The following is a 22,467-nucleotide window of genomic DNA, read 5'->3' as shown; positions in this document are numbered from 1 at the left end:
GAATACAATGACCAACCAATCTAACAATGATAACAATGCAATTGAATATTTATCCGTCAAAAAACTTTTTGATGGCAATAATCACTATATCATTCCCATTTATCAGCGTAATTATGCGTGGGACATAGAAGAAGTAGTTCAGCTGATTAACGACATCAAAAATCATGATGGCAACAATTATTATCTTGGGGCTTTGACGGTTAAAAAGCGTGCAGATAATGATTTTGAAGTCATTGATGGGCAACAAAGATTGACCACGCTGTTTTTGATTTTATCGGTACTGGGCGAAAACTTTAATCTAAATCTTGCCTTTGAACATCGCCAAAATTCAAGCGATGAACTTAATAATATCATTGAGAAACAAGGCGAATTAACTAGCGAGAGTCAAATTGCCAAAGTTTATAATTATCTGATTAAGAATAAAGACAGTCTATTTGATATAAAAGATTGGCAAGTCAATTGGGAAAATGTTCAAATCATGCAAGTAGAACTGCCCGACAATGCTGACCTAAATCAATATTTTGAACGCATGAATAACCGTGGCGAGCAATTAGAACAGCACGAAGTCATCAAGGCAAAATTGATGAGTAAGCTAGATGTTGATGACAGAGCGATTTTCTCTGCCATTTGGAATGCTTGTTCGGACATGAGTCGTTATGCGGTGTCATCTTTTGAGCCTAAATTGCGAGACGCTTTATTTTTCCCCAATGATAAAATAGATGAGAGTGGTAAAAAAATAGATGTAGGAGAATATTTTGCTTTTTATCAATTGGATAAGTTTAACAAGTTGCGAGATAAATATAAAACAGTTTATTTTAAAAAAACTGATGATAAATCGAAAGAGAATCAAGAGAGTATAGAATCAAGTAGTACGGTTCCAACTGAAAATATGCCTACTTTAGAGAATATTTTACAAAAAAAGAAAATAATTTTTAGTAGTGATGACAATCAAAAAGGTGATGGGGAGCGTTTTACTTCCATCATTGATTTTCCAAACTTTTTATCACAGGTGTTGTATTTATTTTTAAAAGACATAAAAGATGGTGGTATAGATAAAGATGATAGGGTTTATCGCTTAGATGAGAAAAACTTAATTCAGCAGTTTGAGAAATCTGGTTTATTTGGTGATGTTGCTGGCATTAAAGCGTTTGCCGTGCATTTGTTAAATGTGCGGGTGCTGTTTGACCGCCATGTGATTAAGCATGATGGGCGTGAAAGCAAGGATGATTGGCGTATCTATACTTATCAATGGCTCAAAAAAGATAAAAAAAATGATTTTAGAAATACTTTTGATAAAGAAAACTCTAAAATTATTATGCTACAAACCATGTTTCATTACTCATTTCCAGCCAGAAACTATAAATATTGGCTATTTGCCTATCTAAAATGGCTAAATGATGAAAGTCGAAAAAAGCTGGAAAAACACGAGGCGAATGGCTGTGCGTTTAAGTTGCCTGCCAATGAGCATATTAAGTTTTTGGAAGAGCTGTGCGACAAGTTTTATTTTAATCGCTTTTATAATTATGCGAGTGATAAAAGTAGTAAGGGCGATGACTATTTTGACATTATTTATCGGAGTGGCGATGAGTGGAAACCTGTTAAAAATTGTGATTTTTTACATCAAGGCACCGCTGTTGAGAATTTTATCTTTAACCGATTGGATTATATTTTGTGGAAAAAGCAAGCCAAATGGTGTTGGCGAAATGATGAAAATTTTAAAACAGGCGTAGATTTATCAAAATTCTTAAAAGAATTTAAATTCACTTCCAGAAATTCAGTGGAGCATTATTATCCACAAAATCCAATAAATGGCGAAAAATTATCAGACAATGATGATGAGAATGGAAAAATTCTTAATAATTTTGGCAATCTGTGCTTAATCAATCATAGCCAAAATTCATCATTAAACAACAGAATGCCCGATGAAAAAAAGTCAGGCTATAAAGACAATGTTGCTCGTCATCAGTCTGTCAGCATCAAGCAATTGCTGATGTTTACCCATAAGGCGTGGGATAAAAACACCATTCAAGAACACGGTGAAAAAATGATTCAGCTTTTAAATGAGAAAATTTCTACATAGATAATAATTTATCGTCTTATAAAATAGCCCATTTTTGGGCTATTGGGAGAGAACATGACTTAGCAGATCCAAGCTCTAACTTGGCGTGGCGGTATGCCATATCAACAGGACGCTGTCCTTGTCAATACCAAGATTTCTCAGCATAAGGGTGTTATCTCAGCTCTTAGCGAATGCGATGATTTTTGTGTGGCGGTGGCAGATGGCATGGCAGTTAGCCCCAAGTCAGACATCACATCACGCACGCTGCTTCAACTTGTGCAGACCATGTATGATGAGCAAGGGGCGGTGGATTTTGACGGTTTGCAACATTGGCTAAATGACACATTTGGCGGATAAGGCGGGCTTTGATGGTGGTAGTAGTACGCTGGTGTGTGCCTACACTGATAATGACAGCGTGATGATTAAGCATTTGGGCGACAGTCGGGCGTATTCATATCGTAATGGTTGGTATTGCCTGACCAAGGATCATAGCTTTATTAATGAACTAAAAGCACAGGATTTGGCAGATGATAGCGATCATGCCAGCTGTTATGGAGCACTGACAGGTTATTTTTGTGTTGATGAATTCGGTGATGAGTCAGCAGTAACGATGGCTAGTCAGCAAAAGATCAAGCTACAGCGGGCGAGTGTTTGCTCTTATGTAGTGATGGCTTTTGTGATGTGCTGAAAGGTAATTTTTTACCAATAACAAGGGATTTGCCACTAAACGAATGGCTAAATGACAGCATCAAACAGCTAAAATAATCCGGCTCAAAGGCGTGGCTTGATAACGTCAGCATGATTATGGTGTGATGCATGGCATGAGTGTGATGGTCTTGATGGCATGACTTGCAGAGCGTTATCTTTACCTTGAAATTATCATTGAATTTAGCGATAATGTAACGCTAAATCTTAACAATAATAATACCATGACCGAGCCAATCACCCCAACCGTATCGAACCATGCAGAGCAATCAGCATCGTCAACTACAAAACGCAAAAAACCCAGACGCTCCCAAGAAGACATTATGGCGAATGCTTTTTTAAAGGCGGTTTTTCTTCCAGTAAAAAAAGCCATGATGATGGCTTACTTGCTTGATATTACCAGTGTCATTGTGCTGGTGGGGCAGGCGTGTGTGCTCGTGTGGCTTTTTGATGGCTGGCTTGGTGGTTTTGTGCAGGGCGTACCGCTCCCTGATAGGGTGGTGGGTAGTGGTTTATTATTGAACTTGGGATTACTTTTCTTGTGTTTGATGATACGCATTGCGATTGGCTATGGGCGTGATTTCTTGCTAAGTCATGCAGGCTTGTCAGTCGCTCAATCACTCAGGCAACGCCTATTTGCTAAACTGGGTGAGCTTGGGCAGGCAAGGCGTTATTTTGGATCAGATGGGGCATTGGCAAGTAAAATCATCGATGAGCCCGACCACTTGGTTGGTCATGCTCGCTTTCATGTGCAAAAGATGACTGCCGTTACCACGCCCTTGATACTGGCGGGTTGTGTCGCTTTTTATAGCATGACGGCGGCTGTGATTTTGTTACTAACTGCACCGCTCGTACCGATTTTTATGGCGTTTATTGGTATGGCGACTGCTCGTAAAAGTCGTGAGCAGATGGACGCCTTAGCGCAACTTGGGGGGCGATTCTTAGACTGGATTCGTGGGGTGAATACCTTGTCACGACTCGGGGCGGTGGACATTGCGTTATCAGATATTGAGTTGAGTTCGCAAAATTATCGCAAGCGTACGATGGATGTGTTAAAAATCGCCTTTTTAAATAGTGCAGTACTTGAATTCTTATCCGCCTTATCCATTGCATTGGTGGCGGTGTACTTAGGCTTTGGCTTGATGGGAATTTTACCGTGGGGTAAGGGGCAGGTACTGACAAGCTATGGCACGGCGTTGTTTATTCTGCTGCTTGTTCCTGAGTTTTATGCACCGCTTCGACGATTGGGGGCAGAATATCATGTCAAAGGACAAGCGGTAGCGTGTGCCAAGGCGATTGCACCCATGCTTAATTTTAAAGGAGGGCGTACGGGCGATGTGGTAGTAAAACTCGACTGTGCACCAAGTTTTGAGCTTAAAAATTTGACGGCATTTGGTGATGATGGTCGGATCAGACTTGCGCCAATAACCCTGCATTTCGATGCTGGTAAACGGACTGCTTTGGTGGGGGCTAGTGGCGTAGGCAAATCCACCATTTTACAAATCTTATTGGGTTTTGGTGATTTTGAAGGCGATGTCATCATCAGAACAGATGATGTTTCGGCACGCTATGATGAGATTGATTTGGCAAAATTACGCACTCAGTTTGGTCATTTATCCCAAACAGTACCGTTATTGCCCATATCCATCGCCGATAATTTACGACTTGTTCAGCCAAATGCGACCGATGAGGATTTGATGGCGGTCTTAAAAGAAGTGGGGCTTTGGCAGGTCGTTCATCACTTGCCAGATGGTATTCATACCATATTATCAGAGCGTGGCGGTGGCCTGTCTGGCGGTCAGGGTCAACGCCTTGCGATTGCCCAGTTATTGCTTCAAGATGCCAAAGTTTGGCTGCTTGATGAGCCGACCGAGCATTTGGATAGTGAGACGGCAGAAAAGATCAAGGCGTTATTATGTCGTGTGAGTGTTGGCAAGACCGTGATTTGGGTGACGCATGACAGGACGGGAGTTTTTGATGTCGTCCATGACTTGTCAGCATCACATGAACAAAGCCAACAAAAAAAGGCGGTGCAACATGGATAACAAAACCAAGATGAGTCATCAGTTTCGCCTAAGAGAGCTGTTCCTTAGTCAAAAGTTTCTGTGGCTCATTGCATGGCTATTAGGCGTGGCTACGGTATTGTCCGTACTGGGGCTGGTCATGCTTGCAGGTTGGTTTATCACGATGGCAGGCGTGGCAGGGGTGCTGGCGGTGGGATCGCATGCTTTTAATTATTTGATGCCGTCTGCCATCATTCGTGGCTTTGCCATCGTGCGAACCTTTGCCCGTTATGGGGATTTGATGGTATCGCATCATGCGGTATTTGGACTTCTTAAAGAGTTGCGAGTCAAGTTTTTTGCCCATTGGGCAACCCTACCGCTTTTGTTACGAGTGCAAAAAGGGGGCAGTAGTGAGACAATGCAGCGACTGGTGCGAGATATTGATACATTGAATGAGTTTCCATTGCGAGTCGTGTCTCCTTTTGTGGTGGCAGTGGTGGCGGTGGCGGTGCTGTCATTCATGGTATTGCTCATTTTTCCAAATGCCATCATGGCGGTGTTTTTCATGGTCTTGTCACTCATGATATCAATGATGGTTCTAAATAAAGGCATGAGTCTGGCAGGTCAAGAAAGCAGGCTTGTGGCATTGCGTAAAAACAGCCTGTTAAACACATTGCCTGCATTGACTTCATTAATGACTTGGGGCAGATGGACTGATCATGTCCGCAAGCTTGATTCGTATGACGATGAGTATCATGCATTGACCCTGAAGGTGTTAAAAAACAAGCGTAATGCCCAAGCATTGATTCAAATATGTGTCGCAGTGGCGATGGTTTTGTTGTTAATGATTGCAGGGAGGGCTTTTGAACAAGGGGTCGTCCCATTTAGCATGGATAATCTAAACACTCATGTCGCCCCAAACCCTGCCATCGTGCTGGCCTTGACGCTTGGCATGTTTGGCTTGATGGAGATTGTTTCGGTATTGGTGGCTGAGCCTTTGGCTTATGGGCGTAGCATTCATGCAAAAAAACGCATTAACGATCTGTTGAGCGACGCTTCAACGATGACCAAACAGCCCATAGATTATCTTCCTAGCATCATATTGAGCAATCTTTCAGTGAAGATGCCGTCTGCTGTCATTGGCGTGGAGGGCATCAATGCTCATCTCACCCCTACCAAGCCCACACTCATCATTGGTGCATCTGGGGTGGGTAAATCTACCTTGCTATCAACGATCGCAGGGGAGGTGCCACGCATTGAGGGTGATATTTTGGTCTGCTGTGATGAATTGTGTGGCATTGACATTGAGCAAGTGGATTTTGGCAAATCACTGGGCTTCTTAGGACAAAATGTTGATATTTTTGATCAAACATTGGCTGACAATCTAAGACTTGGCAAGCCATCAGCTACCGATGATGAATTATGGGCGGTGCTTGAAAAGGTCAATTTGTCTGAATGGGCAAAAGAACAACCCCAAGCTTTACAAACACCCCTTGGTGAGTATGGCATGGGAATTTCTGGTGGTCAAAGTAGGCGAGTGGCACTTGCTCGCCTGCTGCTTTCTCCAAAAAAAGTGCTGCTGCTGGATGAGCCATTTGCGGGGCTTGATGCCACCACACGCCAAATCGTCTGGGATTCGTTGGTGAAGATGCAAAAATCTGGCGATATCGGCGTATTGGCCATATCCACGCATCAGATTTGGGAGGAGATGCGTGAAGTTGAGGTGTTGAGACTGGGGTGATTGTGCTGACATCACCTCAAAATAAACCCCTAATCTAGGGGTTTATTTGTCATTCTTGGCTTTCTTTGGGATTGTCTTTGTCGGTGATGATAGGAGCGTTCGGATCGCCAAAGCTTAATATTTCTGAAAAATTTGGTTCGGCTTTTAAAATGAGTTGTTCTTTTTCTAAAATGCCGTGATTGATTTGTACTTTTTTAATGACATTCATGATGAGATCAACGCTACCGAGCCAGCGTCCCAATTCAAGATAAACGACATTGCCCTTATGTTCGGTGAATGGCACGCCTTTGATGTTAATCATGCTTAAAATCACTGGTAAAGGATCTTTGCGAAAAATTGTGTGATAACTGCGCAAGGCAAATTTTGCCAAAGGCGCCTGCCACCAAGATTTGGTATGCAGTTCTAGCACATCAGTATTACTGATTTGACGCAATACCAATCTTTGGGTATGGCGATCAAGTTGTAAATGCACCAATTCAAAATTACTGGCAACGCTGGCAAAGATGCCTTGAATATTGACAGTGGTGTACAGTCTTAGCCAGCCGTCTTCAATTTCCAAATGCAAATCATGCAACAGACCAACATTTTTTACCACATAGGTATCCAAGGCATCATTGATGATTTTTTGACTCACAGGTAGGCTGATCTCATCAACAATGCGACTGGTCGCACTGGCATAGCTGTGTTTTAGGTTGCCAAGTGTCTGTTGCCAATTAAAAAATAAATCTTCAAGCAGGCGGTCGTTATCCAATCCGCTGATCTGGGCGAACTGTTCTAAAAGTCCTTGGGGCTTGTCGGTGGTTGTATGACTGTGATGATCCATAAGAATTGATGTCCAAAAATTTTTTAGCATTGTAGCAAATTTGATCATTTCTAGGCAAATAAATTCACCAAAAACCAACAAACCATAAAACTCCCAACTCTCAAAAATACACACACGCCATCGATCATCAATAGCACATCTGCCAGACTGATGAAAAATTCGCTTAGCTGGTTGGAGTGGGTGCGGTTGTAATCAATAGATAAAAAATTTCAAACAAATCAATGTCATTGGCGTCAAAGCAGTTCGTCAAAATCCATCATCAAAAATACCAATAAAATATGCTATAATAGTAACATTTACATCAATATTGACCTTATGAATAACGACAGTATTTTGATTGAATCGCCTCAGGGCGTGCTTGAAGTAGATGCGATTTGGCAAGATGGCGATACACTGGCACTCATTTGCCACCCCAATCCCTTAGATGGTGGAACAATGAATAATAAAGTCGTCAGTACCATGTATCGTTTTTGCCGAGATGCTGGTATGGATGTTGTGCGTTTTAACTATCGTGGTGTGGGTCGGTCATCAGGTGTTTGTGAGTATGGTGATGGCGAGTTTGATGACGCATTGACTGTGCTTAGATGGGCAATGAAGAAAACCACTGCCAACAGGCTTTGGTTGGGTGGGTTTTCATTTGGTGGTTTCGTGGCTTGTCGTGTGGCGGACTTGATCGCCAGTCATCATGAGTGTGGCGGAGAGTTTTTTGGGCTTGATTTGGTGAATTTGGCATTAATCGCTCCATCAATTGTGCGTAATGATGCCAGTGAATTGCGGTTAAAGGCGAACAGTGCTTTTGTGATATATGGCGATCAAGATGAGCTGGTTTCGCCCAGCTTGCTTGATCGGTTCGCCAACGAACGAGCCTTTAAGCAGACTGTCATCACAGGTGCTGGTCATCTGTTCCATGGTAAATTGACGCAGCTAAAACAAGCATTGATTGCCAATACGATTTAGTTTCATGCCTGACCATCACTCTGTGCGTGGTAGTTTTCATCATTTTTAAGGATAATCATGACTCATCAAACCCCTCTTGAACGCTATCAAGCAGCGTTAGCGACAGGTAATTTTAGCGAAGATCCCATACAGCGACAAGCAATGGGTTATTTAGATGAGCTGTATCATCAGATCATCAAGATGGACGGCGACACCAAGCGTGGGTTTTTTGCCAGCTTATTCAAGTCTAAGCCAGTACCACCAAAAGGATTGTATATGTGGGGTGGTGTCGGTCGTGGTAAGACTTGGATGATGGATATGTTTTATGAAAGTTTGCCCATTGAGCGTAAAATGCGCATGCATTTTCATCATTTCATGCAACGAGTACATTCTGAACTGGTAAAATTACAAGGACAATCCGACCCCTTACAAAAAGTGGCTGACATCATTCATGATGAAGCGGTCGTCATTTGTTTTGATGAGTTTTTTGTGTCCAATGTGTCAGACGCAATGATTTTGGGTGATTTATTTACCATGCTGTTTGCTCGTGGCATCACGCTTGTGGCTACTTCAAATATTGAGCCAGCAGGACTGTATAAAAACGGCATTCACCGTAACCGTTTTTTGCCTGCGATTGCCCAAGTTGAAAAACATACGGTCGTCATGAATATTGACATTGGCGTGGATTATCGATTGCGTTTATTAAAACAAGCCAGACTGTATAGCCACCCACTATCAGATGAGACGGCTGACTGGCTTTTTGAGCGTTTTGATGCTTTGTCGGCAGGTCAAGCGGTCATGAGTGCACCGATTTGTGTTGGTGGTCGTCAAATTGACATCATTAAGCGTACAGAAACCATGCTGTTGGCTGATTTTCGTGCTTTATGTATGCAGCCGCGTTCGGCGGCGGATTTTATTGAAATTGCCAACGATTTTGACACGGTGATGGTTGATAATGTGCCTGCTTTGACCGACACACTGATGGATCCTGTACGGCGATTCATTTATTTGGTAGATGAGTTTTATGATCGCCGTGTGAAACTGTTGGTGCGTGCTGAACAATCAATTTTGGATTTGTATCAAGGCGAAAAGCTGGCTTTTGAGATTGAGCGAACCCGTTCAAGATTATTAGAGATGCAGTCGGAGGATTATCTGGCACAAGAGCATCGTGTGGCATAGTAAGGATAACGACATGAACATTTCTAACAATCGTGTTATTGACATCATGCACACTCGTCGCAGCATCGCCAAGCTGGATTTGCCAATGCCGACAGAGGAAGAACTTAACACTGCTTTGACAGCCGCCATGACTGCCCCAGACCATAAGCGTCTAAGACCATGGCGATTCATTGTGTTGCGTGATGACGCACTGGTTGATTTTGGTCAGGTGTTATTAAGGGCGGAACAGGCGGCAACTGATGGGTCATTAAGTGATGCCGCTTGTCAAAAACTGCTTAACATGCCCCTAAGAGCACCAATGATCATCACACTCATCGCACAGATAAAAGAACATGAGAAAGTGCCGTCTTTTGAGCAATTGCTGAGTATGGGTGCGGCTGCTCAAAATCTGCTGCTTTCTTTGGAGTCGATGGGCTATCGCACGGTGTGGCGTACGGGAAAATTATGCAACGCCCCAGAAGTTAAAGCGTACTTTCGGACGGCTGATCAAGACATCATTTGTGGCTTTGTGTATGTGGGGTCAAGTAACATTCAGATGCCTTGCCGTGATGTGCTGGATTTGAGCGAATTTGTTGAATATCGCTACTGATTGAAACGATTACCATCTTTAACCATTCAAAATTAACCAAAAAGGCTCATTTATGAAATTAACCAAGCCAATTAAAAAAGCCCAAGTTAAAAAAATTGTTGATGTGGCCAGTGATGGCTTTGATGATGCGGTACATGCTATTAAGGGTGCTGGCATAGAAAGTAACTCCATCTTTTCAAACATTGTTCGATTGGCGGGGCTAAGAAAGAAGAAGGTTACGCCAGAATTACTGGGTGTTACGGTGGCAGAAAAGTCAAATGAAACGCCCTTAAAATTGGTCTTTATTGGTGGTGGTAGCTTTGGCACAGCGATGGCAAACATGGCTGCCAAAAATGGTTGTGATGCTACTTTATGGGTGCGAAATAAATCCGCCGTCAAGGCGATGAAAAAAACCAAAATCAATAAAAAATATTTGCCAAATCATAAGCTGGCAGAAGAGCTTAAATTCAGCCATGATTTGGAGTCTGCCGTTCAGGGCAAGGACATCATTTTTGTGGCAGTGCCCAGTTCGGCATTTCGTGAAATGCTAACGCAAATCAAGCCTTACATCACCCATCAAGCGGTGGTATCGTTGACTAAGGGCATGGAAAAAGACACTTTTGCGATGATGAGTGATATCATCAAAGAGGTGTTGCCACAAGTGAATTTTGGTGTGATGAGTGGTCCAAATTTGGCGATAGAAATCATGGATAATATGCCATCTGCCACCGTCATTGCATCACCATCTGAGCCGCTGCGCACGGCCGTCCAAGAAGCCTTGCACAGTGCTTTTTTTCGGGTGTTTGCGTCTGATGATGTCAAGGGTGTGGAGCTTGGTGGTACTTTAAAAAATATCTATGCCATTGCCATCGGTATGGTGGCTGCGTATGATGTGGGTGATAATACCAAAGCCATGCTCTTAACTCGTGCCTTGGCGGAGATGAGTCGATTTGGCGTGGCTGTGGGGGCTAATCCCCTGACTTTCTTGGGCTTGTCTGGCGTGGGGGATTTATACGCCACTTGTAATTCTGTACTTAGTCGCAACTACCGCATTGGCAACATGCTGGGCAAAGGCATGAGTCTTGATGGTGCCATTAAAAAACTTGGGCAAACTGCAGAAGGGGTCAATACCATTTTACAAGTCCATGAACGAGCCCAAGCACTTGGCATATACATGCCCATCACTCATGCACTACATGCCATTTTATATGAAGATAAATCACCGCTGGGCGTGGCATTGAATCTGATGGAAAAGGGATTTCGCAGTGATGTGGAATTTGTCATGCCGCATGATGAAAGCAATATTTGGCTAAGCCAAGAATTTGATAAGGCGTTACAAGCAAGTAAAAAAGCCAAACCAAAACCAACTGATGGACAGGATTTATGATGAAGCTTATTTTGGTAAGACATGGACAAGCAGGGCCTTATTGTGAGGATGATGCAGGGCGAAATTTGACGCACTTCGGTAAAATCCAAGCGAAACAGACAGCAGACTTTTTGGCTGAATTGACCAAGTTGGATTCGGTTGATGTCATCATCACCAGTCCTTATCATCGTGCCAAGCAGACCGCCAACATCATCTTTGAAAAACTCAATGATGTTGGTCAATCTCCTAAGCTGATGGTGCTAAATGGCATTACGCCTGATGATGATCCTAGGGTGGGCATGCGTGAGATTGACAATGCCATCAGTCCTGAATTTAACGAACAGACAGAATCTTTGACGGTAATTGTGGTGTGCCACATGCCAATCGTTGCTCGTATGGCATCGATGATTGATGGATTGCCACCTGCATTTTTTGAACTTGCCGAATGCCGTGTCTTTGAATTGCCCTTTATCAGCGATGGTCTAGCAAAACAAATCACGCATTTCATTCCAAATCAACCTTAGAGGTGAAAAATCTGTCAAAAACTCTTGCATATTTTAAATATTTAAGTATAATACAGTCTTGGCTTCATCGGTAGCTTCGCAACTGTGTACTATGAACCCCGCCAGGACCGGAAGGTAGCAACGGTAGTAGATACAAAGTGTGCCGAAGATGTGCTGGTGAAGTCATTTTTTTGTCTATTAAAAAATACAAACCTGACTTGATGCGTATTTTAATTTGGTGTTTAGGCCATGAATTGACATGAAAAAATGCGATGATGCAGGTTTGGTATAGCCATCAACTTGATGAGTGTTGTCAAATTTTTATCAAAGGGTGAGTCATGACAATCATCGATCCAAAACTTGCACAAAAACAAGCCGCTGCCAAATCCGCCTTAACATATGTTGAAGACGGCATGATTTTGGGTGTTGGTACAGGCAGTACGGTAAATTGCCTAATTGAGTTGTTAGCATCGGTCAATCTAAAAGGGGCGGTATCGTCCTCAAAAGTTACCGAAGACAAGTTACGCGCACTTGGCATTGAAATTTATGATTTGAATGCGGTCGGTGAGTTGGATTTGTATATAGATGGGGCAGATGAGATTGACGGCTTGGGTAATATGATTAAGGGTGGCGGCGGTGCATTGACTCGTGAAAAGATTGTGGCGGCCGCTTCCAAATCCTTTATTTGTATGGTTGATGACTCAAAAGTCGTGAGCAAATTGGGTAAGTTTCCTGTGGCGATTGAAGTACTACCGCAGGCTCGCTCTTATGTGGCTCGCGAGTTGGTCAAACTTGGTGGTGAGCCTGTGTATCGTGAAGGCTTTATAACTGATTATGGCAATGTCATTCTTGATACTTATGATTTGGATATTGACAATCCAAAAGATTTGGAAGAAAAGCTTAATAACATCGTAGGCGTGGTTTGTAATGGTATTTTTGCCCATCAATCGGCAACCATCATGCTAAAAGCAAGCGACATCGGCGTGGAAACAAAAGAATTTTAACTGCCAGTCGTTGGTAAAAAAAGACCCTTGATGACTTGGGTCTTTTTTATCATCTGTTTAAATCTCTTTTAGAGCGTGGCATATAATACACAAAAAAACTTAAAAAAATCGCCATGACGCCAACCATCGCCAAATATAAGGCGGGTACTAATGAAAAATAAAAGCTGGCATAGCCCAATAAAAATGGCAAGATACCACCAATCATGGTATGAGCAATGTTATAGCTGATGCCAATGCCTGTCATTCGCACTTTGGCAGGAAACAAACGAGTCATTACCGAAGGCAGAGTGCCAATCAGACCGTTTGATAGTCCAAGTAGAGCAAAGCAAATTAAGATGAGTTCACCGCCATTTTGTAGATAATGGAAAAATACAGCGACTTGCAAAATTAAAAACATGCCACCAAATGCCAGCACTTGACCTGCACCAAACCGATCCGTCAAATAACCAAATAACACCGACCCAAACGCCAAAAATATCAAGCCAATCACACTGCCAAAATATAGATACTCATAAGATAACAGATGATTTTCTGCCAAAATCGGAGTCATGAGTATGGGCATGTACATTGACAGGCTGGCGATGATGAGAGATATGATGAATGACACGATGAATGCGAAGGTGTGATGTTTGATGACTGATTGAACAATGTTCAATAATCCTATTGGGCGGAAAGATACTTGTGCTGGTGGTGTGTAGGCAGGTGTCGGGTTGTGCTGCTCCTCAAGACTGACGATATCAACATAAGAATCTAAGTGAGTGCTGGAGTTGGTCATGTTATCAAAAATGGGGGTTTCTGACAGATGCTTGAGTAAGTATGATGAGATGAGACCTAAACCGCCACTAAAAATGAACAGGATTCGCCAGCCGTGATTGAGTATTTGTGAGGGGGTAAGGGTGTCTTGTAGAAAGCTGATGGCACTGACCACTGCCAAATAAGACAATGCTCCAATAGCACAGATGATACCACAACCCAAACCAATGTTTTTGACTGGTAAATGCTCAACAACAAAAGTCCATGCTGACGGCAATGCTCCACCGATGGCAATGCCTTGCCCAATTCTGGCGATGATGAGTAACATTGGGGCGATGATGCCAATGTGCTGATAGGTGGGCAATAGGGCAATGATAAAAGTAAATATCATCGTACCAAGCATGCTAAGCATGAATGCAGGTTTTCTGCCGTAAGTATCGCCATACTTGCCAAACAATAAGCCGCCAAGCGGTCTTGCTAAATAGCCCACCGCCAGCAATAAGAAAGTTTGTAGGTATTGCAACCAAACATCAGATTGAGGACCAAAAAAAACCACCGCAAGCAAATCGGCCAAATAGACGAATAAGATAAAATCAATAAATGCCATTGTCAGGCAAAGTGCTGTGATGATTAGAATACGATGGTGTTTGGAGCTAAGTGATTCTGTTGTGTTTAGCTGCATGGGTAATCCGAGCTGATGGTTTTAAGTGATGGTTGTTTGTGATTATAGCAAAAATTGACAAAATTGACCGAATTTTTATGGTGATCGATCAACTGGCATGTTGGCATCATCATGATCATGCTTGGGTCATAATAACCAATCAATTGGCATCAAGCCCATCACAGCCACGCCAGCACGATGACCAAGCTTCATGTTAGGTTCGTTTTTGTAGATGGTGTATCGACCCTGTTCAAGCGTATGCCATTCTAAGGTATTTTGTTGAGTAAGTACGACTTTATAGGCTTGGTTTAATATTTTTTGATTGCTTAATGCTTGATGCAATTGGTATGCCAGCTTGTCATCATAAATAACAACCCCCAATTCTGTATTGAAATTGGCAGAGCGTGGATCGATATTGTAAGAGCCAATGAACACTTTTTGATCATCTACGGCAAATGCCTTAGCATGTAAGCTGGTGGTGGTTTCATGTTTATTACGCCAAAGTTTGTTGCCATCAGCACCAATCGCAGCAGATTTTAATTCATACAAATTCACTCCTGCGTCCAACAAATCATGTCGCCAATGGGCGTAGCCTGAATGAACAGCACCGACATCGGTGGCATCATATGAATTGGTCAGTATGCTGACTGTTACACCGCTTTTGGCGAGTCGTCTGAGTGTGCGGACGCCTTCTTTGGTTGGCACAAAATAAGATGAGATGATGCTAAGCTGCTTTTTTGGTCGCCCCATTCTTGATTGTAATAGGCTGATCAAATGTGTGTCTGGGCTGGCTTTATTAGTTAATTTATGGACATCATCTGCCAAAAACTCAATCTTTGCCCATCGAAAGGGCAGACGACCTTGACATAAGGCTTCAATGATGGTTGAGCTTTCAAGTGCGTGTCTATAAGTGCGTAGAGTTTTGAGTTGATGATTGCCATGCTCATGAGTAGATGGTAATGTCTTACCAATCAATTCGGGCAGTGTTTTTGTTGTGGGTTTGGCAAGTGTTTCTATGTCATAGCTAGAATCATCGTTCCAATAGCTTTCAAAACTTGCTGTCACATCTTTGACCACATCGCCAATCAGTAACACATCCATGTCAGAAAAATTATCATGTTTGGCGTTATTAAGATATTCATTGCCAATATTGCGTCCACCGATGATGCTTAATTGATTGTCAAAGGTCATGCTTTTATTATGCATTCGCCGATTGAGCCTGGCAGCATCGGTTAGAAAACTTGTCGCACGAAATCGCCGATGGTTAAACGGGTTTGACAATCTGACCGCCACATTAGGGTGTTTGGCAAAAGCCAAGAGCAATTCATCTAACTTGACAGAGCCATTAAAATCATCAAGAAGTAAACGAACCACGACGCCACGCTCTGCCGCCTCCCAAAGGTCGCGAATCATCATCTGACCTGCTTCGTCGTTATGCCAAATGTAGTACTGAATGTCAATGGTTGTTGTCGCCATGTCGGTCAAGACACTGCGGGCAGCAAAAGCATTTGCTCCTGTGGAAATTGGGTAATAGCCTGAAGAGTGTGGATTGTGTTTCTTTTGTTCATCAATGACTTGTTTAAATACATGTGATGGTGGCATTGATGTCAGCTGACGATGTTTATTTTGAGCCTGATGGGTGATGAGTTGGCTTTTTGGCAGGTGTGCAGTCTGTGGTAACTGTTGGCAGGCTGTCAATACACACAGACAAAATAGAGCGACTGATGAATGAAAATGATGCATAAGCTTGTCGGTCATGATGAAAATCGGATTAAATGGTGCGGTGAGTTTGTTGATAGCTGAACTAACGATTGATGACTCACATCTGCACATACCGCTTGGTCGTTAACGGTCTTTTGGGTTCGTCTCATCGCTAAATGGTGTGTCTAAGCTGGCAATCTTATAACGCTCAGATGCCCATTCGCCCAAGTCAATCAATCGACAGCGTTTAGAACAAAAGGGCTTGGCTGGGTTGTTGTGCCATAAAGTTGGTTTTTTGCAGGTGGGGCAGGGGTAGGTGATGTGCTTGGTCATTGAGATGATCGGGTATGTTTGTTTATTTAAACGATTGTGGTTCTTTATTGTACCATAAAGTCATCATTTGGTCGTTGAAATGTGAATTTTATTTACAATTTAAAAAAATAAAGCATGACAGAAGCAAAAAAGCAAGCTATAATCACCGCTAAGTGTGTGCAATCATGATTTGTAGAGATTTCAAAAAATGAACAAATCTCGATGTCATCATCGCCATGCCAATAGACATATCTTGGATGTTTGGGATTGTCGGTCATTGGTTTGGTTATTTTTAGAAATGCACAAAACATCAACTTGCCATACTTGAATGTAATAATATAATGAGCGATGTCTAAATATGTTCTTTTGGCATCAAAAAAGATGAAGAGAACAGGGATTTGGGCATCTTAGTCATCACAATGTTAAGGAGTATGTATTGTGAGTGATGCAATTGATTCGATTGATGATTCTGTCGCAGGTAATGGCTCATTGAGTGATTTGGGCGGTAAAAGCTACGCTGAGTTGCATAAACCAAGTTCAAGCTTTGCCACGCGCAACGAGTATTTAGAACACGAGTTGCAAATCATGCAGCCAAAACGCTGGGGCATCAATCTGCCATTCCGTGATTATCGTTTTGAAATAGAAGATACCATTCCTGCACTTGCTGGCACCATTGGTAAAATTGTCATGGTGGGTGCAATGGCAGCAGCTTTCGCCGCTCCTTTGGGGCTGTCAGACGCATTTGTTCTTGAAAATGTGCGCTATGAAATGCTCATTGCGGCTTTTTTGGTTCTGCTATTTTCCGGATTCATTTTACCAACTTCAAACCTACCTGGCACACACGGCCCTCTTTTGCCATTGATTCCCATCGTGGTTGCGGCAGGCGGTCATCCGCTTGCTTTTGGTATTCTGATGGGGGCTTTTGGGATTATTTTAGCCTTGTGTAAGGGCGGTAGTCTCATGGCAAGGCTTACCAGTAACGGAGTGGCAGGCGGTCTTTTGCTGTATTTGGGATTTGTCGGTACGATAGGGCAGGTCAAGGCGATGATTGCTTGGGCGGATAAGATTGGTTTGCCCCATATTGCTTTTGTCATCATTGTAGCAACAATCATCATGTATGCACTGCTTGAACATTGGCAAAAACGCTGGCTGGCTGTGCCAATAGGGTGTGCCATGGCAGGCGTGCTGGCATTTGCTTTAGGCGCACCTTTTGAATTTAAAACCGCACCTGGGTTACCGCCACTTAGCCCAATGTATTGGTGGGGTGAAAATACAGGCTGGACGCTTGGTTTGCCAGATTTAAAAGCATATATTGTAGCATTCCCATTTGCAGTGTTGGCGGTTGCCATGTGGTCGCCTGATTTTTTAGGTCATCAAGTATTTCAAAAAATCAGCTATCCGCCACGATCTGAACGCACCCACATGAATATTGATGATACCATGGTAACTTGTTCGGTGCGTCAAGCGATTGGCTCGGCAATGGGTGGGGCAAACTTCACTTCCTCATGGGGTACTTATATCGTCCCTGCGGCGATTGCTAAGCGTGCAATCCCTGCTGGTGCGGTGCTGACGGCCTTATTTTGTATTGTGGTGGCGATTTGGGGCTATCCGATGGATTTGGCAGTATGGCAGCCTGTGCTATCTACTGCGTTGATTGTTGCGGTGTTTGTGCCATTGCTTGAAGCGGGCATGGAAATGACTCGTAAGGGCAAAACAACTCAATCGGCAGCGATTGTTGTCTTTGCATCGGCGTTGGTCAATCCTGTCTTTGGCTGGTCTTTAACCATGCTGTTGGATAATCTGGGCTTGATCGGTGATAAAGAACGCAGCCGTTCTTTGGGTTTTTCTGGTCGCGTGATGATTCCACTCATCGGATTTGTCATTTTATGCTTGGCAATGGGTGCGGTCGGTATGTTCCCAGGCATAGAGGCTTTCTTGCCACAATTTCGTGTATGAGTTGTCATACCAACCAACATAATAAAAACACTCAAATCCTGAGTGGTTTTTTATTATTAAAAACGCCAAATCCAGAAAAAAACGGATAAAGTGAGTATCAATACTTGAAAATTTTATGGATATTGTTATAATTTCCAATTTTTATCAAACTTTACAGGCAGAGATTCATGGCACTAAATGGTGAACAGACCACATTTAATATGCGTGTTGATAAAAACTTGGTTGAGCAGTTCAAACAAGCAGCACGAGATAATAATCGTACAGCAAGTCAGTTGTTGCGAGATTGCATGATTGAGTATGTCAAAAAAAATCGCCAAGGCGATATGTTTAAGCGTTAATGATTAAAAAGCACCTTAAAAAAGGTGCTTTTTATTTTTAATTACTGGTGAGTATGTTCATTGCCAAGCTTCTTTAATCCATTGGCTGGGAAGAACGTGCCGATACCATTTACCCCCACCACCTTTGATGGCGTCTGGTGGATTGATTTCGCCATGAAAGATGATGATTTTGGCATCTTTTGGCTTGATTGGTGGCTTAAAGTATGCTAATGGAATGTTGTGCAGGCAGTGGTATTTGTAACTGACACACCATGCGGCGTCCCAATATTCTAAGTGATGATATTGACGCAGATAGTTGGATAAAAATGCCTGTTCATGACGCACTTGTGAACGGATTTTTTCAAAATTTTGTTCAAAATATTGCAATAAATTTGGGTAAGTGCCATAACCAACCTTAAAGCGATATACTGAAGAATTACCCACCTTACGCCAAGGTTTTTTCCAATCACGAATGATGAGTACGCTGTCATCATATTCAGCTTGGTGAGTAAAGAAACAATCGATGTTGTCCACAATCACAATATCAATGTCTAAAAACAACGCTGTACCTTTTAGATTGTACAAGTCGGGTTTGAAAGTTGTCAGCTTTTTCCAGCCACGCTCAGGAATGTTGCTTGGTATGTTAAGCTCTGGAATTGGATAACACTGTACCTCATTTCGAATGCCTGTGGTATCATCAGTCAGGCATACAAAGCTAAAGGGCAGTGTCATGTTACGCTCAACCATGTTATATAAGCGATTGACATATTCCGCACCATACTTTGTGCCCCATTTCATACAGATGATGTAATTGGTGTCAGTCATGAGCTTTCCTTGGATTGGTTGTTCAAATGGGCATGGATTTTTTGCAATAGCTGGGATTCTGTCAATAGATAAGGATTATCACCAAAAGGGGTAAATTTGAATCGGCGGTAGCCCCACATATAATGCTCAAAATGATTTTCAATCATGCTTTGCATTGCATCATTCAATGCTGTAACAGCACGGCTTGTGTCTTTATCATATAAAATGGGATTGTCAAGTTGATAACAAAATACATCAAAGCCGTCACCGTCGTCACGACGGATGCAACTCAAACCCACTAGGCTACACCGTGTTTTTTGGGCAAGTTTGATGGCGAGCGTGCTGGTCAATGTCGGTATGCCAAAAAAAGGTGCAATGACTCCGCCTGAAACATCAGGCACATGATCAGGTAAAATGATGCTAAATCCACCTTGTTTTAAGGTTTTATAAATCGCTTTAACGCCTGTGCTGTCTGTTGGGACGAGTGTGGCATTGAGTCTTTGGCGACCTTGTAAAATGAACTCATCTACAAGTTGGGACTTGGCGGGTTTATACATGATGACTGGCTTACCGAATTGATTAAGCCATGCGTTCATCATTTCCCAAGTGCCAATGTGAGGAACGATGGCAAGCATGCCATTGGGATCGGATAAGCCTTGTTGCAGGATATCGAAGTTATGTACGGCCTTAATTTGCTTGATTGACCATGATGGCGACATTGACCAGCTTTTTAGGCTATCGGCACTACTAAGCAGTTGATTGGTTAGTGTCGTGATGGCCAATTCATCTCGCTTACTATCGGATAAATAAGGTCTTACCAGTACGAAATTCTTACGGATGCTGCGATAAATGCTGGCATTTGTGATGCGAGCAGTAGACGCACCCATGCGTGCCAAAGCCCGTAAGCAAGACGATGGCACGAATCGGAGAGTTCTTAATATTGACATTGAACAGATGCAGCCAAAGTCAGTATCATTTTATTCGGCTTTATCTTTATCACGAATGCGCAGTCCTAATTCACGCAACTGCTTGTTATCTACGCATGCAGGAGCTTGAGTAAGTGGGCATTCGGCAGTCTTAGTTTTTGGGAAAGCGATGACATCACGAATGGAGGTGGAGTCGGTCATGAGCATCACAAGACGGTCAAGTCCGAATGCCAAACCACCATGTGGAGGCGCACCGTATTTTAGGGCATTTAATAGGAAGCTGAACTTCTCTTCTGCTTCTTCTTCTGAGATGCCCAGTGCCTCAAAGATGGCTTTTTGCATCTCTAGTGTATAGATACGCAACGAACCGCCGCCAATTTCTGTGCCATTTAATACCATATCATAGGCAACAGATAATGCTTCACCAGGGTTGGATTTGACTTCCTCAACACTTGATTTTGGTAGAGTGAATGGATGATGTACTGATGTCCATTTCCCGTCATCTGTCTCTTCAAACATTGGAAAATCAACAACCCATAGTGGCGCCCATTCTTGTGTTAGCATGTTAAGATCATGACCAAGCTTAACACGCAACGCACCCATGGCGTCATTGACAACTTTGGCTTTGTCAGCGCCAAAGAAGATGATGTCGCCAGATTGAGCACCAGTGCGACAGATAAGCTCGCTTAGTACTTCATCGGTCATGTTTTTGATGATTGGTGATTGCAAGCCTGATTCTTTATCAACGCCATTATTGATGTTGTTTGCATCATTAACCTTGATATATGCCAAGCCCTTAGCCCCATAGATGCCAACAAACTTCGTATACTCATCAATTTGTTTGCGGCTAATTTCTGCACCATTTGGCACACGCAAAGCGACAACACGACCTTTTGGATCTTGGGCTGGTTGAGAGAATACTTTGAATTCAACATTCCTCATCAAATCTGCCACATCAATCAGTTTGAGCGGTATGCGTAAATCTGGTTTATCAGAAGCGTAATCACGCATCGCTTCTGCATAAGGCATGCGAATGAATTTGTCAAATTTCACACCCAACAGTTCATCAAAGAGTTTGATGGTCATTCCTTCCATCAAATCCATGATGTCATTATCATCTAAAAATGAAGTTTCAATATCAATTTGGGTGAACTCTGGCTGACGATCAGCACGCAAATCTTCATCACGAAAGCACTTGGCAATTTGGTAATAGCGATCGATGCCACCCACCATCAATAATTGCTTGAACAACTGTGGTGATTGTGGCAGGGCATAAAAGTCGCCATTAGATACACGACTTGGCACCAGATAGTCACGCGCACCTTCTGGGGTGGCACGAGTTAAGATGGGTGTCTCAACATCTAAAAATCCGTGTTCGTCTAAATAGTTGCGAATCAGACTGGTTACTTTTGAACGAAAGCGTAGGCGGTCGAGCATTTCTGGGCGACGAATGTCCAAGAAGCGATATTTTAAACGCAGTTCTTCTGACACAGTAATATTGTCGTCGTTCAAAGGAAATGGCGGTGTCTCTGCTTTGGCAAGCAACTCAATTTCTTTGCCCAAAAGCTCAACCTGACCGCTGGTCATGCTGTCATTTTCAGTGCCTTCATAGCGACGACGGACACGACCAGTGATTTTTAATAGATATTCAGAGCGAGCGGCATCGGCAGTGGCAAATGCTTCTGGCGTATCTGGATCGATGACGACTTGGAGCAATCCTTCACGGTCGCGCATATCTAGAAAAATGACACCGCCATGATCACGACGACGATGTACCCAGCCTGCAATGGTGATGGTTTGGTCGATGAGTTCTTCGGTCACAAGACCGCAATAATGACTACGCATCATAAGTTACTTGCCTTAAAATTTATAAAAAATTAAAAAAAATTGAATGATTTTTAAAAAGTATTTTAGGATTTTAGCAAAATTATGCCAAAATGTTAATTAAAATTTCACAAAATTTTGTTAAAAATGTAAAATTTTCTACAAAAACTAAAAAGCAAGATTGCCTGCAACTACCGATGGTCATACCAACATCTATTGTGTTGGCAAATGCTGAAAAATTCCATTAAATAAATGAATTTTTTGATGGAAATTAGGTTGGATAATGTGATACGATTGCAAGTTAAATTTAGATCATTGCATTCACC

Annotated in this window: 20 protein-coding genes and 1 other RNA gene; 14 read left to right on the top strand and 7 right to left on the bottom strand. The window is 42.6% G+C overall.

Features of this window, described 5'->3' with window-relative positions; genetic code table 11:
* The first annotated feature begins 7 nt into the window (after positions 1–7).
* The 5 genes from M2R47_RS01185 (at position 8) to M2R47_RS01165 (ending at position 6,508) form a co-directional block, all read left to right on the top strand.
* A complete protein-coding gene (locus M2R47_RS01185) occupies positions 8–2,080 on the top strand; it encodes a DUF262 domain-containing protein (RefSeq protein ID WP_249097737.1) in 2,073 nt (690 codons plus the stop codon).
* A gap of 93 nt (positions 2,081–2,173) precedes the next feature.
* Entirely contained in the window at positions 2,174–2,416 is a 243-nt protein-coding gene (locus M2R47_RS01180; protein WP_249097735.1) for a hypothetical protein, read from the top strand.
* Complete coding sequence (locus M2R47_RS01175; protein ID WP_249097733.1) at positions 2,397–2,747, top strand: hypothetical protein; 351 nt, start codon at positions 2,397–2,399, stop codon at positions 2,745–2,747. Before M2R47_RS01180 ends, M2R47_RS01175 begins: the two co-directional genes overlap by 20 nt.
* A 241-nt stretch (positions 2,748–2,988) precedes the next feature.
* Positions 2,989–4,809 (top strand): thiol reductant ABC exporter subunit CydD, encoded by a 1,821-nt coding sequence (gene cydD / locus M2R47_RS01170; RefSeq protein WP_249097731.1) that lies wholly within the window; start codon positions 2,989–2,991, stop codon positions 4,807–4,809.
* A complete protein-coding gene (locus tag M2R47_RS01165; RefSeq protein WP_249097729.1) occupies positions 4,802–6,508 on the top strand; it encodes an amino acid ABC transporter ATP-binding/permease protein in 1,707 nt (568 codons plus the stop codon). The genes cydD and M2R47_RS01165 overlap by 8 nt, the downstream gene beginning before the upstream one ends.
* Before the next feature lie 49 nt (positions 6,509–6,557).
* Here M2R47_RS01165 and M2R47_RS01160 read toward each other — a convergent pair whose 3' ends face one another.
* Positions 6,558–7,331: a hypothetical protein gene (locus M2R47_RS01160; RefSeq protein WP_249097726.1), complete on the bottom strand. Its 774-nt coding sequence runs from the start codon at positions 7,329–7,331 to the stop codon at positions 6,558–6,560.
* A 315-nt stretch (positions 7,332–7,646) separates the two neighbouring features.
* Between M2R47_RS01160 and M2R47_RS01155 the strand changes: the two genes are divergently transcribed.
* From M2R47_RS01155 to rpiA, 7 genes are all read left to right on the top strand, one after another.
* Positions 7,647–8,288 (top strand): alpha/beta hydrolase, encoded by a 642-nt coding sequence (locus M2R47_RS01155; protein WP_249097723.1) that lies wholly within the window; start codon positions 7,647–7,649, stop codon positions 8,286–8,288.
* Between the two features lie 57 nt (positions 8,289–8,345).
* Entirely contained in the window at positions 8,346–9,446 is a 1,101-nt protein-coding gene (gene zapE, locus M2R47_RS01150; protein WP_249097720.1) for a cell division protein ZapE, read from the top strand.
* Positions 9,447–9,459: 13 nt separating this feature from the next.
* On the top strand, positions 9,460–10,035 hold the full coding sequence (locus M2R47_RS01145) for a nitroreductase family protein (protein WP_249097718.1): 576 nt from the start codon (positions 9,460–9,462) through the stop codon (positions 10,033–10,035).
* A gap of 52 nt (positions 10,036–10,087) precedes the next feature.
* Positions 10,088–11,401 (top strand): NAD(P)H-dependent glycerol-3-phosphate dehydrogenase, encoded by a 1,314-nt coding sequence (locus tag M2R47_RS01140; protein ID WP_249097715.1) that lies wholly within the window; start codon positions 10,088–10,090, stop codon positions 11,399–11,401.
* Positions 11,398–11,904, top strand: coding sequence for a SixA phosphatase family protein (locus M2R47_RS01135; protein ID WP_249097713.1), 507 nt, complete (start codon positions 11,398–11,400; stop codon positions 11,902–11,904). Before M2R47_RS01140 ends, M2R47_RS01135 begins: the two co-directional genes overlap by 4 nt.
* A 65-nt stretch (positions 11,905–11,969) precedes the next feature.
* An RNA gene (ffs, locus tag M2R47_RS01130) (signal recognition particle sRNA small type) lies at positions 11,970–12,066 on the top strand.
* Positions 12,067–12,221: 155 nt separating this feature from the next.
* Positions 12,222–12,887: a ribose-5-phosphate isomerase RpiA gene (gene rpiA, locus M2R47_RS01125; protein WP_249097711.1), complete on the top strand. Its 666-nt coding sequence runs from the start codon at positions 12,222–12,224 to the stop codon at positions 12,885–12,887.
* Between the two features lie 49 nt (positions 12,888–12,936).
* Here the strand turns inward: rpiA and M2R47_RS01120 are convergent, their stop codons facing one another.
* The 3 genes from M2R47_RS01120 to M2R47_RS01110 all read right to left on the bottom strand — a co-directional run bounded on the left by M2R47_RS01120 (position 12,937) and on the right by M2R47_RS01110 (position 16,335).
* A complete protein-coding gene (locus M2R47_RS01120) occupies positions 12,937–14,322 on the bottom strand; it encodes an MFS transporter (RefSeq protein WP_249097710.1) in 1,386 nt (461 codons plus the stop codon).
* Positions 14,323–14,448: 126 nt separating this feature from the next.
* Positions 14,449–16,059, bottom strand: coding sequence for a phospholipase D family protein (locus tag M2R47_RS01115; RefSeq protein WP_249097709.1), 1,611 nt, complete (start codon positions 16,057–16,059; stop codon positions 14,449–14,451).
* Positions 16,060–16,146: 87 nt separating this feature from the next.
* Entirely contained in the window at positions 16,147–16,335 is a 189-nt protein-coding gene (locus tag M2R47_RS01110; protein WP_249097707.1) for a DNA gyrase inhibitor YacG, read from the bottom strand.
* A gap of 468 nt (positions 16,336–16,803) precedes the next feature.
* Here M2R47_RS01110 and M2R47_RS01105 point away from each other — a divergent pair, with 468 nt between their 5' ends.
* Positions 16,804–18,270, top strand: a complete 1,467-nt coding sequence (locus tag M2R47_RS01105) for a DUF3360 family protein (protein WP_283162882.1) — start codon at positions 16,804–16,806, stop codon at positions 18,268–18,270.
* A gap of 167 nt (positions 18,271–18,437) precedes the next feature.
* Positions 18,438–18,608, top strand: a complete 171-nt coding sequence (locus tag M2R47_RS01100) for a ribbon-helix-helix domain-containing protein (RefSeq protein WP_249097704.1) — start codon at positions 18,438–18,440, stop codon at positions 18,606–18,608.
* Positions 18,609–18,665: 57 nt separating this feature from the next.
* On the opposite strand, the gene M2R47_RS01095 is transcribed toward M2R47_RS01100, so the two are convergent.
* Genes M2R47_RS01095 through aspS form a run of 3 tightly spaced genes read right to left on the bottom strand, consistent with a single transcriptional unit; the run spans position 18,666 to position 22,165 of the window.
* Entirely contained in the window at positions 18,666–19,412 is a 747-nt protein-coding gene (locus M2R47_RS01095) for a glycosyltransferase (protein WP_249097702.1), read from the bottom strand.
* Positions 19,409–20,332, bottom strand: a complete 924-nt coding sequence (locus tag M2R47_RS01090; RefSeq protein WP_249097791.1) for a lysophospholipid acyltransferase family protein — start codon at positions 20,330–20,332, stop codon at positions 19,409–19,411. Before M2R47_RS01090 ends, M2R47_RS01095 begins: the two co-directional genes overlap by 4 nt.
* Positions 20,333–20,368: 36 nt before the next feature.
* The gene (gene aspS, locus M2R47_RS01085) at positions 20,369–22,165 is read right to left on the bottom strand and encodes an aspartate--tRNA ligase (RefSeq protein WP_249097701.1); all 1,797 of its coding nucleotides are present in this window, start codon (positions 22,163–22,165) and stop codon (positions 20,369–20,371) included.
* Positions 22,166–22,467: the final 302 nt, after the last annotated feature.

Origin of the sequence: Moraxella oculi (assembly GCF_023336735.1) — a bacterium.
Classification (GTDB): domain Bacteria; phylum Pseudomonadota; class Gammaproteobacteria; order Pseudomonadales; family Moraxellaceae; genus Moraxella; species Moraxella oculi.
This window is presented reverse-complemented; position numbering and strand designations above follow the sequence as displayed.